Source organism: Coprococcus sp. RTP31081st1_H1_RTP31081_211007 (assembly GCF_040227275.1).
Taxonomy (GTDB): domain Bacteria; phylum Bacillota; class Clostridia; order Lachnospirales; family Lachnospiraceae; genus Coprococcus; species Coprococcus aceti.
The window spans coordinates 38,723-52,243 of record NZ_JBEHVP010000007.1; the positions used below are offsets into that span (position 1 = coordinate 38,723).

General features: G+C 45.5%; 13 protein-coding genes. 2 read left to right on the top strand and 11 right to left on the bottom strand.

Annotation, left to right across the window (positions count from 1 at the left end):
• Positions 1-672 (bottom strand): YoaK family protein, encoded by a 672-nt coding sequence (locus ABUA31_RS11435; protein WP_349818712.1) that lies wholly within the window; start codon positions 670-672, stop codon positions 1-3.
• 356 nt (positions 673-1,028) lie between these two features.
• Between ABUA31_RS11435 and ABUA31_RS11440 the strand changes: the two genes are divergently transcribed.
• The gene (locus ABUA31_RS11440; RefSeq protein ID WP_118649377.1) at positions 1,029-1,547 is read left to right on the top strand and encodes a type III toxin-antitoxin system ToxN/AbiQ family toxin; all 519 of its coding nucleotides are present in this window, start codon (positions 1,029-1,031) and stop codon (positions 1,545-1,547) included.
• Positions 1,548-1,607: 60 nt separating this feature from the next.
• Here the strand turns inward: ABUA31_RS11440 and ABUA31_RS11445 are convergent, their stop codons facing one another.
• Positions 1,608-2,336, bottom strand: a complete 729-nt coding sequence (locus ABUA31_RS11445; protein WP_349818719.1) for an iron-containing alcohol dehydrogenase — start codon at positions 2,334-2,336, stop codon at positions 1,608-1,610.
• On the opposite strand from ABUA31_RS11445, the gene ABUA31_RS11450 reads away from it, so the two are divergent.
• Complete coding sequence (locus ABUA31_RS11450; protein WP_349818711.1) at positions 2,239-3,390, top strand: helix-turn-helix domain-containing protein; 1,152 nt, start codon at positions 2,239-2,241, stop codon at positions 3,388-3,390. The two genes, ABUA31_RS11445 and ABUA31_RS11450, sit on opposite strands and share 98 nt — an antisense overlap.
• Positions 3,391-3,409: 19 nt before the next feature.
• Here the strand turns inward: ABUA31_RS11450 and ABUA31_RS11455 are convergent, their stop codons facing one another.
• The 9 genes from ABUA31_RS11455 to ABUA31_RS11495 all read right to left on the bottom strand — a co-directional run bounded on the left by ABUA31_RS11455 (position 3,410) and on the right by ABUA31_RS11495 (position 13,394).
• Positions 3,410-4,102, bottom strand: coding sequence for an LrgB family protein (locus tag ABUA31_RS11455; protein WP_004850650.1), 693 nt, complete (start codon positions 4,100-4,102; stop codon positions 3,410-3,412).
• Positions 4,095-4,463, bottom strand: coding sequence for a CidA/LrgA family protein (locus ABUA31_RS11460; RefSeq protein ID WP_022216747.1), 369 nt, complete (start codon positions 4,461-4,463; stop codon positions 4,095-4,097). The genes ABUA31_RS11455 and ABUA31_RS11460 overlap by 8 nt, the downstream gene beginning before the upstream one ends.
• Before the next feature lie 314 nt (positions 4,464-4,777).
• Entirely contained in the window at positions 4,778-5,398 is a 621-nt protein-coding gene (locus ABUA31_RS11465) for a DUF47 domain-containing protein (protein ID WP_015534211.1), read from the bottom strand.
• A 240-nt stretch (positions 5,399-5,638) separates the two neighbouring features.
• Positions 5,639-6,700, bottom strand: a complete 1,062-nt coding sequence (locus ABUA31_RS11470; protein ID WP_015534212.1) for an inorganic phosphate transporter — start codon at positions 6,698-6,700, stop codon at positions 5,639-5,641.
• Positions 6,701-6,702: 2 nt separating this feature from the next.
• Positions 6,703-9,369, bottom strand: a complete 2,667-nt coding sequence (locus tag ABUA31_RS11475) for a cation-translocating P-type ATPase (protein WP_055147798.1) — start codon at positions 9,367-9,369, stop codon at positions 6,703-6,705.
• A 327-nt stretch (positions 9,370-9,696) separates the two neighbouring features.
• A complete protein-coding gene (locus ABUA31_RS11480; protein ID WP_004850656.1) occupies positions 9,697-10,044 on the bottom strand; it encodes a P-II family nitrogen regulator in 348 nt (115 codons plus the stop codon).
• Positions 10,045-10,076: 32 nt separating this feature from the next.
• The gene (locus tag ABUA31_RS11485; RefSeq protein ID WP_022058952.1) at positions 10,077-11,321 is read right to left on the bottom strand and encodes an ammonium transporter; all 1,245 of its coding nucleotides are present in this window, start codon (positions 11,319-11,321) and stop codon (positions 10,077-10,079) included.
• A gap of 296 nt (positions 11,322-11,617) precedes the next feature.
• Positions 11,618-12,292 carry a zinc dependent phospholipase C family protein gene (locus ABUA31_RS11490; RefSeq protein ID WP_055147801.1) on the bottom strand — a complete coding sequence of 225 codons (675 nt, stop codon included), beginning with the start codon at positions 12,290-12,292 and terminating at the stop codon, positions 11,618-11,620.
• Between the two features lie 160 nt (positions 12,293-12,452).
• Entirely contained in the window at positions 12,453-13,394 is a 942-nt protein-coding gene (locus tag ABUA31_RS11495) for an EamA family transporter (protein ID WP_055147804.1), read from the bottom strand.
• Positions 13,395-13,521: the final 127 nt, after the last annotated feature.

The window sequence follows — 13,521 nt, forward strand, 5'->3', positions numbered from 1 at the left end:
TTATCTCTTCTCCTTATACATCATGAGATGTGCCACCATAAGAAGTACACTGGATATCCAGATCGACTTGAACCCCAGATGTAGCGTGCACACGCCGCCAGCTCCGGCGCCAAGTGCGAATATGATGATGATTCCATAATAGTGCATGGCCTTTCTGAGTGCCCCAGGCTCTTTGTCCCTGAGGTATACCGACAGACTCTCCGTCCCGCTTCGGAGATTTCCTATACACATCGTGCTGGCATAGCCGTAGCCATTTACCTTTCTGAAAGTCTGAACCTGCATGGAGCAGGCAAATGACACAAGCATCGTGGCGAGCAGATTGAACCTCACCGGTATGAATCCAACCGCAAACAATATCACGATCTCCACCAGCACAACTATCTGTCTCCAATGTATGCGGGATGCATTCTTGTATCTATGGCTTATCCTCTCCGCCACCAGCACGCCAAGTGCAAATGCGATCAACGGAAAAAGGTATCTCAATGCAATCTTAAAATCTCCCATCATAAGATGCTGGCTCATGAGAACCACATTTCCTGTCTGGGCGTTGGAGAACACCTCATCTCTGGCATTGTATGTATATGCATCCTGAAATCCCCCCGAAAGCGCAAGTATCGCACTGAGCAGGAATGTTTCGGATGTCTGTCTGAGTTCTCTGTTCTTTCTTAGCATACGCATCGTCTCTTTTCTATCTATATTTAATATTTGCAGTCTGTCTCATGCAGTAGGTAGTTCCCTGATACAAACTGCAATCCAATTAAACAAGATAACACAAATTCTTTATTTTACAATATGTATTCTTTTATAAACATTCTGTTAAATATCCTTGGCTGTTATTGCATTTTTTACCATAACAAATTATTATACTTACACAACTTGACAAATGCTGGTTCTATGCTATTCTATAGTCATATGGAGAGTCCTGCCAATTATATAAGTGGACATTCAGCAGAATAGCGTCACCTTTCAGGTGAACTATAAAAAGGACTATGTACGCATAGTCCTTTTACATTTTATAAGGAGGCATATTGAAACACGAATTAAAATTATATTGGATAGATATGAAATATATCCGCAATCTACACGCCAAAGATGACAGAATATACAACTCAAGTCCACAACTAGCTAAACATACTCGACCATATATCGGAATTATAGTCACTTGTAATGGTCAAAAATATTGTATACCATTAACATCCTTCAAACCAAAACACGAAAACATGTCTGATAGGATTGATTTTTCTCGAATTATTATAAATAGCAAAATCATCGCCGCTCTCAATTTCAGCAGAATGATTCCAGTTGAAACATCCCAATTATCAAGAATAGATACCAAAATAAGAAAGCACGATACCTCTGAAATTGCCAAAAGAAAGCAACTCTACAGGCAGGAGCTCCAATGGTGTAATGAAAATTACGACAAAATAGTCAACAAAGCCAACGTTCTTTACAACAAATACATGTCCGGCGAATATTTTAAACGAAGGCATGATTGCTTAAACTTCGCAGAATTAGAAAAGATATGCAAGCACTATAATTCACAATAAAAACCGCCACAGTCGGAAACCCATCCGGCTGCAGCGGTTTGCTATCCTTTATATTACAATTTACATTGCCTTCTTATATATCTCAGCGATCTCCTCCTGTGTGAATACCACAGGGTTGTTAGCTATGCTGGCTGCCGAAACCTTCATACAGTTCTCAGCCATCCAAGGAATATCCTTCTCCTCTATGCCGAGGTCTGAAAGCTTGACATCAAGATCAAGATTCTTCAGAAGAGTTCTGATCTTCGGTGCCAGATCATCCGCCGTGATACCTCCAAATATTCTGGCGATCTTCGCGAACTTGAAGTGATCTCCCTTGTAGGATGCCTCGATGATAACTGGTGTCAGAGCTGCAAGTCCCTTGCCGTGAACTATGTCCTTAAGGCCGCTGGCTGGATGCTCCATTCCGTGAGCCAATGTGACTCCGGCTGTGTTGATGACCATACCGCCTATGGTGCTGGCCAGTGTTATCTTCTCCCAGCTCTCCTGGGTTCCTCTACCCTTATATACATCCACAAGATTGTGGGCGATAAGATCAATCGCATACAGTGCAAGCGCATCTGTAAATGGCTGCGAGATCTTTGATGTGTATGCCTCCATGCAGTGGCACAGTGCATCGAATCCAACTGCTGCAAGCACGTGCTTTGGCATAGTCTTCATGCAGTCCGGATCCACGATGGATACCTTTGCCACGATGGCATTGCATCTGAGTGACTTCTTGTCGCCATTTTCCGGATTGGTGAGAACCGCAAATCCATTTCCCTCTGAACCTGTTCCACAGGTTGTAGGAATAAGTACAAGCGGAAGTGCCGTATCGCTGACCCAAGCGAAAATACAACCTCAACCTGATATCCGGCGGAAAGGGAATGGAGAACATCGTAAGCTGGGTATACATATCAGAGGATATATCCACATCCACATTCTTGAACGGAGGGGAACCTGCGGACTTATTCTGAATACCGGCAGATATATATTTGAGGAGGACATAACCGATGAGATCGTCAGACTGTGCCACCGCTATTCATTTCCTCTTTTTACCATGCCATGGGACACAAGGATATTCGATATCACCCACGACTACTACAACAGGATATTTGAAGACTCCAGGGATGATGGCAACATGACCGCAGCATTCCAGAATATCCTCATGGGGAATTCCCTGACCGACGAGCAGACTGACACAATAAAAGGCTCCGGATTCAACAATGGCTGCTACAACGTTCTGTCCATCGATACAGAAGCAACAGATGAGTTCATGTATATCCTGCAGAAGGTCTGCAACAATACAGATCTTGTCTTCCATGCATTTGTATATGATGGCAATCCGACAGTTATCCTGAGATGCCCTTCCTCCGGATCCATCGCAGACAAATGTAGTGACATCGCAGAAGCTCTGGTGGCAAGATTCCCGGACCGCAGCATACATATGGGTTCCGGAAGCACGGTTTTGTCCCTTACAGAACTCTCCTTGAGTTACCGCCGTGCAATTTCCGCAAGGGAATTTGCTGCAGACAACATATACTGTGATTACAACAGTCTTGGATTCCTACGTATTCTTCTGGAAGTTAATGATGCCCAGCTCATAAACTCATTTATCGCAGAGCAGCTCGGTGGGGTCATAGAGTACGACAAAACCCATCACTCAGCTCTGACGGACACTCTGTACGAATATCTTAAGTGCAGCGGCAGTGTTCAGCACATCTCTGAGAAAATGTTCTGCCACAGGAATACGATAAATTACAGGCTCCGGATAATAAAAGAAGAGCTGGAATATGATCTCTCCAATGCGGAGGTCAGATTCCAGCTCATGGCTGCATATAAGCTCAGAGAGATACGAAAAGTATAACTCTCTCCAATTATATCTATTACATAAAATGTGCATACACCGATGCAAGTATAACCGTAAGTATTCCCGTAACTGCAATCGACAGACTGCTCATGGCTCCCTCAACCTCGCCGATCTCCATCGCCTTGGCAGTTCCGATGGCATGGGCTGATGATCCCAGGGCAAGTCCCTTTGATATAGGTTCTTTGATACGGAATATCTTGAACACGATCTCTCCGATTATATTGCCGATCACTCCGGTCACAACTATGACTGCAACCGTGATGGTCACATATCCGCCAAGCTCTTCCGAAACACCCATTCCGATAGCTGTGGTTATGGACTTCGGAAGAAGTGTCACATAATCTTTATGGGAAAGTCCCATGACCTTGCACAACACAAGGACTGTAGTCAGACTCGTTATAACTCCGGCAACTATACCGCCGAGCACAGCCTTATAATTGTGCTTTAAAAGCTCCCACTGCTCATAGAGTGGGATTGCAAGACACACTGTAGCCGGTGTGAGGAACCAGCTCAGATACTTTGCGCCTTCATTGTACACATCGTAATCCACATCAGCCACAACCAGCACCACTATAGTCACTATGATGGACACCAGCAGTGGGTTAAGTATAGCTATCTTAAGTTTCTTTTTAAGTACACTTCCAAACATATATGCCAGAAGGCTTATAGTCACCCCTGCAAATATGGACGATTCAAACAGATCACTCATTTTCAGTCTCCTTCTTCTTGTCTCTCCTTATTATAAGCTGTGATACCCAGCCTGAAGCAAGCATGACCGTGATGATGACGACCACCGTTATGACGCTGACTGGCACAAGCACAGGCTTAAGCGTTCCCCACGACGACATAAGGCCCACACCAGCTGGTATGAACATGACCGGCATGATCTCTATGAGAAACTTGCCCACACTCTTCACATCGTCCAGCTTGAGGATCTTGGTCTGTAGGCAGATAAACATGATAACCATACCATATATACTCGCCGGAATCGGTAGTGGAACTATGTACTTAAGTATCTCACCGATAAAGGATATGGCGAGGATTATAAGAAACTGCTTCAAATATTTCATCTTTTTTGTCTTCCTTCTATATATTTATCATGCACATATGGAGCAACGATTCACAACTTTGGTATACATGCCTGTATACAACCTCCACATATCGGGCCTTTTTCATAAAAAAGGAGGTTCGATACACAGATATAATTACTCTGTATATTCAAACCACCCTTTAACCCTTTGATTATTATATTCTCACTCTAATTTTATTCAATAGAATATTCTGCTTTTTCTAATTTTTGATAAATATAACAAATTTTTTAATTCAATCTGAAAATATTTCGTAAATATTTCTATTGACTATTATTTTTTGCAGGAATCTCATCCTATGAATTTTTCATGATCACTGTGTTCACAATATCCGCCGCATGCTCGCACACATCCATACAGTTCTCTATGCAGGCATATATGTTTTTCCACACGACCACAGTCCTAAGGTCACTCTCACCGTACAGTCTGTGCATATTCTCCACATACAATCTGTCTCCCTGCTCCTCAAGATCATTTACCCTGATTATGCTCTGCCCAATGGTCTTTGAACTTTTGAATCTCTTCAATTCTCCGATCACATCCTGCAGTGCCTTGATGCACTCGAGGAGCAGTTCTACCATCTGGGGTACATCCTCTCTGATAGTATCCACATTGCACATATAAATCTGTAGGAACACATCCTCAACAGCATCGGTAATATCATCCAGATAGTTAGACAGGGCAACCAGATCCTCCCGTTCAATCGGTGTTATGAACGCCTGACTGAGCACAGTCATCATCTTATGTTTCTTGCCATCGGCCTTCTGCTCAAGCTCATGCATACGATCAAGATTTTCCTTGATGGTGTCCACCGAAAAATCCACGACTACGTTCTTCAGAAACTCCGCAGCCTGATACGAGATCTCCACACATGTATTCAGATTTTTAAAATAAAACTCGTCCTTTTTCTTCTTCATAGTTTTTCTCCTTATAATAAAAACTCTGTGTTTGTAGGTGGTTGAAAAACTCATACGCTGCAATCGTGTAAGTGATTTTTGCATTACCAAATCAGGGGAATACGCAGCCGCCGGTCCTTAGGTGGAGCCTCAAGCGGCACCTTAGTACCGCTGCAGGCTAAGTTAAGTGGGAACGACCCCTGATTGGTATGTCAAAATATCACTTGCACTTCTCAGCCTGCATTTTCAACCACCTACAAACTACCCCAGCCACACGATCAGCAGCTTTGCCATGCCATATCCTATGACACCGCAGCCAGGGAATGTGAGCACCCAGGCGAGCACCATATCACGCACCACCTTGAGGTTAATCGCAGATGCCCTCTTCTCAGCACCCACGCCCATGATGGCTGTCGTCTTCACATGGGTGGTGCTGACCGGGATTCCACATACCGTCGAGAGCAGGATACAGAGTGCCGCCGACAGATCAGCCGCAAATCCCTGGTATTTCTCAAGCTTTACCATATCCATTCCAACAGACTTGATGATCTTCTTTCCTCCAATTGATGTTCCAAGTCCCATGACAACCGAGCAAAGTATCATCATCCATATTGGTATCATTACATTTTCTGCACTGCTCTGTCCATTTACGAGAAACAGCCCAAGCAGGAGAACTCCCAGGAACTTCTGACCGTCCTGGGCTCCGTGCATGAATGCCACCGCCGCCGAGCCGGCCACCTGTGCTTTTGAGAAGAAAGCATTTGTCTTTCTTCTGTCAAAGCGGTAACAGATAACCGCGAGCAGCTTGCACACCACAAATCCGACTGCGAATCCGAGAACGGTTGACAGCACAAGACCATATATTACTTTTATCCACTCTGAAGGATTTACACCGTCCAGTCCTCCCTGAAGTGCTATGGCTGCGCCCGTAAGTCCGGCTATCAGTGCATGGCTCTCACTTGTTGGTATGCCAAATGCCCATGCACCGATTGCCCATATTACGATCGCCGTCATTGCCGCACACAGAGCGATCATAGCTGAGTCTGTGTCACCGCCGAAATTCACCATGTTCTTGATAGTCATGGCTACCTTTGAATTGACAAGCGACATGATAAGCACCCCAAGGAAATTGCAGGCAGCCGCCATAATTATCGCCTTATCCACATCTATACATCTGGTAGACACACACGTCGCTATGGCATTTGGTGCATCCGTCCATCCATTTACCAGAATTACTCCAAGTGTCAGCAGGACGGCGATCAAAAGCGCCGGATGGCTCACAACCTGCTCTGCAAAATATGAAAATGTAATATTCTCCAGCATGTCTATCTCCTATTATCCTGTATGGCCTTAATGATCTGTATTATCGCAGTTGGTGCAAATGCAAGTCCCGCTATCTTCAGCACATCCGCTGCTCCAAGACTTACCACGCTGAACAGACTGTGAAGTCCCGGTATGAACAGGACCGCAGCCAGAAATGCCACTCCGGCTAAAAATGCATATACGCTGTATTTATTTGATCTAAATCCAAGCTTAAACATCGACTCCTCACTTCTGCAGTTAAAACCATGGAACAGTCTGGCAAGTGTCAGTGTTGCAAATGCCATGGTAGTGGCTTTTGCCGGACTTACCGGCAGTCCAAGATGGAATGCTGTCATGGTCGCTACAGCGATGAGAAGGCCCTCCGAGAGCATCTTTGCCATAAAGTCAGATGTCAGGATTCCCTTCTTAGGATCCCTCGGTTTTTCTGATAGCAGCGATGGGTCAGCCGGCTCCATTCCTATCGCGAGCGCAGGAAGAGAATCTGTGAGTAGGTTGATGAACAACAGATGTACCGGTGCAAACGGAACAGGCAGGGCGGCTATCGAGGTGTAAAGCACCGCCAGTATTCCAGCTGTGTTTCCTGACAGCAGGAACAGTATCGCATTCTTTATGTTCCTGTATACATTTCGTCCATTTGACACAGCCTTGATGATGGTTGCAAAGTTGTCATCTGAGAGGATCATGGCCGCCGCGTCCTTGGACACCTCCGTGCCGGTTATTCCCATGGCAACACCTATGTCTGCCTTCTTGAGTGCAGGGGCATCATTGACACCATCGCCTGTCATGGCTACTATATTGCCGTTCTTCTGCCATGCATCGACTATCCTTATCTTATTCTCCGGTGACACCCTGGCATATACAGATATCTTTGTTATGTCACGTGCAAGCTCCTCATCAGACAGAGCGTCAAGCTCCTCTCCCGTGAGTGCCATGTCCCCATCTTCGTATATTCCGATCTGCTTCGCTATGGCAACCGCTGTGATCTTGTGGTCTCCAGTTATCATGACCGGCTTTATGCCCGCACGCCTTGCATCGGCAACCGCTGCCATAGACTCCGGACGTGGTGGATCCACCATGGACACAAGTCCAAGAAATGTAAATCCATACTCTGTATCAACACCCAGTACCTCGTCACTTTCCTTATATGCAAATGACAGTACACGGAGGCCATTCTCTGAGAATGCCTTGTTCTGAGCCTTGATCTTCGCTTTTTCTTCATCTGTCATAGGCTTTACGCCATCGCTATATCTCACGCTCACGCATCTGTCAAGCAGCACATCCACAGCACCCTTGGTGAGTATGGTCGGAACCCCATGAAGCAGATACTTTGTACTCATAAGCTTTCTGTCCGAGTCGAACGGAACCTCCTCCATTCTGTCCATGCAGTCCCTGAGTACATCCTCCTTCAGACTCCATTTTACAGTCTCCGCAGGAACAGAGATACCTGTACCATCCGTCTCCATGCCTGGCATCATGTGGACCTGACGGAACATCTCAAGCAATGCATATTCCGTCGGATCTCCTATTCCTTTTCCATCCACTATGCTGGAATCATTGGTGAGAACCGCATCATATAGCAGATATCTGTGGAGCTGGTTATGGGAATCAAGCTCCTCCGGCTTGTAAAGTTTTCCATCCAGATATATCTCCTGCACGGTCATCTTGTTCTGTGTAAGTGTTCCGGTCTTGTCTGAGCAGATGACTGACACACATCCAAGGCTTTCAACCGCCTTGAGGTTCTTGATGATCGCATTCTCCTTCGCCATCTTCTGGGTGCCAAATGCCTGCACGATGGTAACTATCGAACCAAGAGCCTCAGGTATAGCTGCAACTGCAAGGGCGACTGCGAACATCATGGAATCAAGCACCGCCATCTTCCTGTATATACAGAGGACAAATACCAGCGCGCACACGATCATGATGAATGCCGCAAGCCTTGCACTGAACTTGTCAAGACTCTCCTGAAGCGGAGTCTTTCTCTCCTTTGCCGCATTCATAAGTCCTGCGATCTTACCGAGCTCCGTATCCATTCCTGTTCCGGTCACAAGCACCTCTGCTCGTCCGTATGTAACAAGACTTCCTGAATACACCATATTTGTCCTGTCTGCAAGAGGCACGGAACCTTCTATTATTGCATCATTCTTTTCCACATTTGTAGATTCTCCGGTGAGTGAACTCTCATTTACCTGGAGTGAGAAGTTCCTGAGTATCCTTCCATCGGCAACTATCATATCGCCCGCCTCGAGCAGCACGATATCACCCGGAACTATCTCGCGGGACGGAAGCTCCTGCTTCACACCATCTCTCATAACTTTTGCATTTGGGGATGAAAGCTGTTTCAAACTGTCAAGCGAACGCTCGGCTTTCACATGCTGCACCGTTCCAAGCACAGCATTCATGACGAGTACCGCCAAGATTACTATGGTACTCTCGATATTGTCAGAAAACATAGAAATGACCGCTGCTATGATCAGTATGATCACCAGCAGGTCACAAAACTGGCTGAGGAACACCTGTAATGTGCTCTTTCTCTTGCCTTCCTGGAGAACATTTTCTCCCTTTTCACTGCGGATCTCCTCTGCCCGCTCCGTCGACAGTCCGCGGCTGTCTGTCTTGAATTCTTTTAGTAATTCATCACCGGAACAGTTCCAAAAATTTTTCTCTGTCATACACACCAGACTCCTTTTCTTCTTAATCTCTGTAAACAGGTTGTGTGTGTCATGCAAAGAAAAAGGAACGAGACCTTCATTGCATGATAAACACACAATAAAAGTCTCGTTCCTTTCAAGTTCTATATACGCTACTATATATACTCCGAAAGCGTGCGTCCCGGTTCCCTGCACAGGTATGTCCCAGCCAGAAAACGTGATGACGAGATCGCACAACATCTTATAACCGATGTGAACTACTCCCTGATATTTCCGACATAATAACACGGGAACCCTTTGATTGTCAAAGGATTCCCGGCTAGTATTTGGTAAAGAATTTATAAACTTTTAATTCAACGCATCATATCCGCTCTCCTTTGTACGGATCTTAGTTGCAGTACGGATCTCGTAGCTGAATATCTTGCCGTCTCCAACCTCGCCTGTATATGCCGCCTTCTGGATAGCCTCGATGGTCTTCTTCTCCCATTCCTCAGATGACACAACTATCTCAAACTTGATCTTCGGCTGCATCACCACATCTACCTCCGTACCACGGACAAGCTTCTTATATCCTCTCTGTGCTCCGCATCCCATAACCTGAGATACTGTAATTCCATTTACATCTATGGCATTCAACGCTTCCTTGACGTCCTCAAAGACCTCCTCGCGCACGATAGCCTCAACCTTTATCATCATAATAGATCTCTCCTTCCTATATCTTTGCTGTCCTACGAATCAAGTCCATTGAATGTTGGATATGCACTCTCGCCGTGCTCTGAGATATCCAGACCTACCTTTTCTTCTCTGTCTGTTACACGGAGCGGTGTGAAAAGTCTCACAATTCCAAGACAGATAAGTGTTCCGACTACGGCAACTACGATCGTAACCACAATGCCAACAAGCTGCATCAGGAACAAATGTACATCTCCGAATACCAGACCATCCCAACGAGCTACACTGTTGATCGAGCTCTTTGCAAATAAACCTGTTGCGATACCTCCCCAGATACCGCCGATACCATGACATCCAAATGCATCAAGTGCATCGTCTATCTTCAGCTTACCCTTAAGGAATGATATTGTAAAGCAGCAGATCGGGCTGACAAGCGCACCGATGATGAATGATGACCAGATCGGCACAAATCCAGCGCCAGGTGTTATAGCCACAAGACCGACAACAAGACCTGTCGATGCACCGACCAGGGTAGGCTTTCCATCCTTTATCACATCTATTATCATCCATGAGAGCATTGCGCTGGCACTGGCAATTGCCGTTGTCATGAATGCATGTGCTGCAAGACCATTTGCGCCGAGGGCACTTCCGGCATTGAAACCGAACCATCCAAACCAAAGGATGAATGCACCGAGTGCTACAAATGGAATGTTGTGAACTCTGTATGCTGTGTTCTCATATCCCTTTCTTCTTCCAAGGATGATAGAGAATACAAGAGCGCTCACACCTGAACTTATATGTACTACATTTCCTCCCGCGAAATCAACTGAACCGATCTCTCCGAGGAAACCACCCTGGCCCCATACCATGTGAGCCATCGGATAATAAACGATGATCGACCAGAGCATGATGAAGAAGAACAACGCCTTGAACTTCACACGTCCGACCAGTGAACCGGTGATAAGCGCCGGTGTGATCATGGCGAACATCATCTGAAATGCAACGTATACAAGATGAGGTATATTGTCCGCATAAGGACCAGCCTCATCCATCTTTATCCCGTTAAGTGCAAACCACTTGAGATCTCCTATAACACCTCCGTGATTAGTGCCAAATGAGAGTGAGTAACCGAACAACACCCACATGACAACTGAAAGTCCCATGATGGCCGTACATGCCATGATGGTATTTACAACATTTTTCCTCCTGACGAGGCCTCCGTAGAAGAATGCAAGTCCGGGTGTCATGAAGAACACCAGAGCCGCACAGATCATAATAAAACCAGTATCTCCCGTATTCATAGTTTCTTCCTCCTTAATTATACTCATCTGGGGAACGCGATATCTCATTCTCCCATGGGGACGGAGGTACCTGTCCCCTCCGTCTCCATTGTCGAAACAAAAAAGGCGCCAAACGAATCTTTTCGATTCATTTGACGCCTTTGTCGTGATTTATAATAGCAGACTTCAGAAAATAATGCAAGGGGTAATTTTAAATTGTTTTTCGCAAGCTATTATGTTGTTTTTGTGAAGTTTCTTAACTAAATCTTTATCGTGCACTCAATTTAGACATATCAGATTTTTTACGGCTGCTATTTCTACGCCACCCCTGTAGACTCCATTCCAGTCTTGCCAGCTGCTGCCATACTTGCATTTGCCGTAACCGGGATATGTTCCTTATATGCAATTACAACATCCCGCATGGATGGCACTGACACACTCTCTGTCTGCCAGAACCGCTCTGTAACCACGGATATTGCATGTGTGATATGTCTGTAATCATTCTCGCATCCCAGAGCCTCACTGACATACCTGTCATGCATTTCTCTGAGATATTCCACTATGTCTCGCCCATCATCTATGCTTTCCATATTGACACCTACTGAAGATATCGTCTTATTCACATAGTCATGCAGCTCTGTCTCGTACTGGCAGTGTTCTCTAAGATTCCCAGGAAATATACTGTTGTGCGGATATGTGAATGAATCTGCCACGTAGTGAACAAGCTTTCCGAGAAGAAAGCTCTGTCTTATAGTTCCCATTCCGCCTTTTTCAAGTTTCTTTGTAAGTTTTTCCATATACTTTTGGACATTTTCATAGTTGTGTCCTCTAAGCTTCTCCTCGCCATGGATGCTGCCCCTGAAATAAGTCAACATATTGATATCCGGCTCTATGCTGCCAAATATGAACGCCGCCTTCTTCAGCTTAGATGCGCCGGCATCCATATGATCCATAATATATCTGCTCAGATTCATGTGGTCTGCTGTTCTCATATTTAACGCCTCCTGCCTGTTCTGCCATCAAGCACAGCTTGATAAGCTTCTCATGTACAAATGTATCCTCTATACCTTTTTCGTTGTATATAGTGTAAACGATAGATATAAAATCCACAGGAAGAAACTATAAATACTTTCTAAATAGACCGTAAAATATTCAGAAATTCATGGCAATTAAGAGAGTTCCAGCAGTGATGCATACCACGCCAACAGCCGCTTTCTTGGTCAGCTTTTCATGGAACACGATTCCTGAAAATGCAATGGTGATGAGCATGCTCAGCTTGTCTATCGGTACTACCACGCTTGCCGGTCCGTCCTGAAGTGCCCTGTAATAACACAGCCAGGATGCTCCCGTGGCTATTCCGGAGAGCGCAATAAACAGCAGCTCCTTCATCTCTATGCCATTTATCTCATGCTGTTTTCCTGACACAAACACCATAAGCCAAGCCATGACAAGAACCACCGTTGTCCTGATCGCCGTGCCCAGATTTGAGTTGATATCCGATATCCCTACCTTGCCGAGTATCGCTGTCAGACTGGCAAAAACAGCTGAGAGCACGGCGTACAACAGCCAGCTGCCATGCAAAAGTCCCATTCCCCGCTGTTTCTGTGCCACACTGCCACCGTCTGTTGACATATGTTCGACATCTTTCCCTGACAGCTCCTGATCATCTGCAGTTTTCTTTTTGGTGATCATAAGCATAGTGCCCACACCTATCATAACTATTGAGATACCCTTAACCCAGGTGATCCCCTCATGTAGGAATATAAGGGCAAGCAGAATCGTGAGCACGGTGCTTGATTTGTCTATGGGAACGACCTTGTTGATATCCCCTTTCTGCAGCGCCCTGAAATAACACAGCCAGGATGCGCCGGTTGCAAGGCCGGAGAGGACCAGAAAAAGCAAAGTCTTGCCGCTGATATATGTGTCTGCAGTCCAGGCTCCTGTGACAAGAACCATCAGCCAAGCAAACAGCAGAACCACAACTGTCCTTATGGCCGTCGCCACATCAGAATCCGTCTTTCTTATACCGCATTTTGCAAGTATCGCCGTGATTCCCGCAAAGAACGAAGAACCAGCAGCAAATAATATCCACATTTTACGCGCCTCCCATTTATATGTGACCGTAAGACACACTTACATTTATCATTTTGTATCATCTTTATAGCTAACAGGAAAATGATTAGAAAAAATTTTGATCTTTGATTAAGGTTGCGGGCGTAAC

Excerpts from the sequence above, each read along its gene's own strand:
- ABUA31_RS11435 (WP_349818712.1), bottom strand. The coding sequence starts at position 672 with ATGCTAAGAAAGAACAGAGAACTCAGACAGACATCCGAAACATTCCTG.
- ABUA31_RS11450 (WP_349818711.1), top strand. The coding sequence starts at position 2,239 with ATGGCATTGCATCTGAGTGACTTCTTGTCGCCATTTTCCGGATTGGTG.
- ABUA31_RS11455 (WP_004850650.1), bottom strand. The coding sequence starts at position 4,102 with ATGAGTGATCTGTTTGAATCGTCCATATTTGCAGGGGTGACTATAAGC.
- ABUA31_RS11460 (WP_022216747.1), bottom strand. The coding sequence starts at position 4,463 with ATGAAATATTTGAAGCAGTTTCTTATAATCCTCGCCATATCCTTTATC.
- ABUA31_RS11465 (WP_015534211.1), bottom strand. The coding sequence starts at position 5,398 with ATGAAGAAGAAAAAGGACGAGTTTTATTTTAAAAATCTGAATACATGT.
- ABUA31_RS11470 (WP_015534212.1), bottom strand. The coding sequence starts at position 6,700 with ATGCTGGAGAATATTACATTTTCATATTTTGCAGAGCAGGTTGTGAGC.
- ABUA31_RS11475 (WP_055147798.1), bottom strand. The coding sequence starts at position 9,369 with ATGACAGAGAAAAATTTTTGGAACTGTTCCGGTGATGAATTACTAAAA.
- ABUA31_RS11480 (WP_004850656.1), bottom strand. The coding sequence starts at position 10,044 with ATGATGATAAAGGTTGAGGCTATCGTGCGCGAGGAGGTCTTTGAGGAC.
- ABUA31_RS11485 (WP_022058952.1), bottom strand. The coding sequence starts at position 11,321 with ATGAATACGGGAGATACTGGTTTTATTATGATCTGTGCGGCTCTGGTG.
- ABUA31_RS11490 (WP_055147801.1), bottom strand. The coding sequence starts at position 12,292 with ATGAGAACAGCAGACCACATGAATCTGAGCAGATATATTATGGATCAT.
- ABUA31_RS11495 (WP_055147804.1), bottom strand. The coding sequence starts at position 13,394 with ATGTGGATATTATTTGCTGCTGGTTCTTCGTTCTTTGCGGGAATCACG.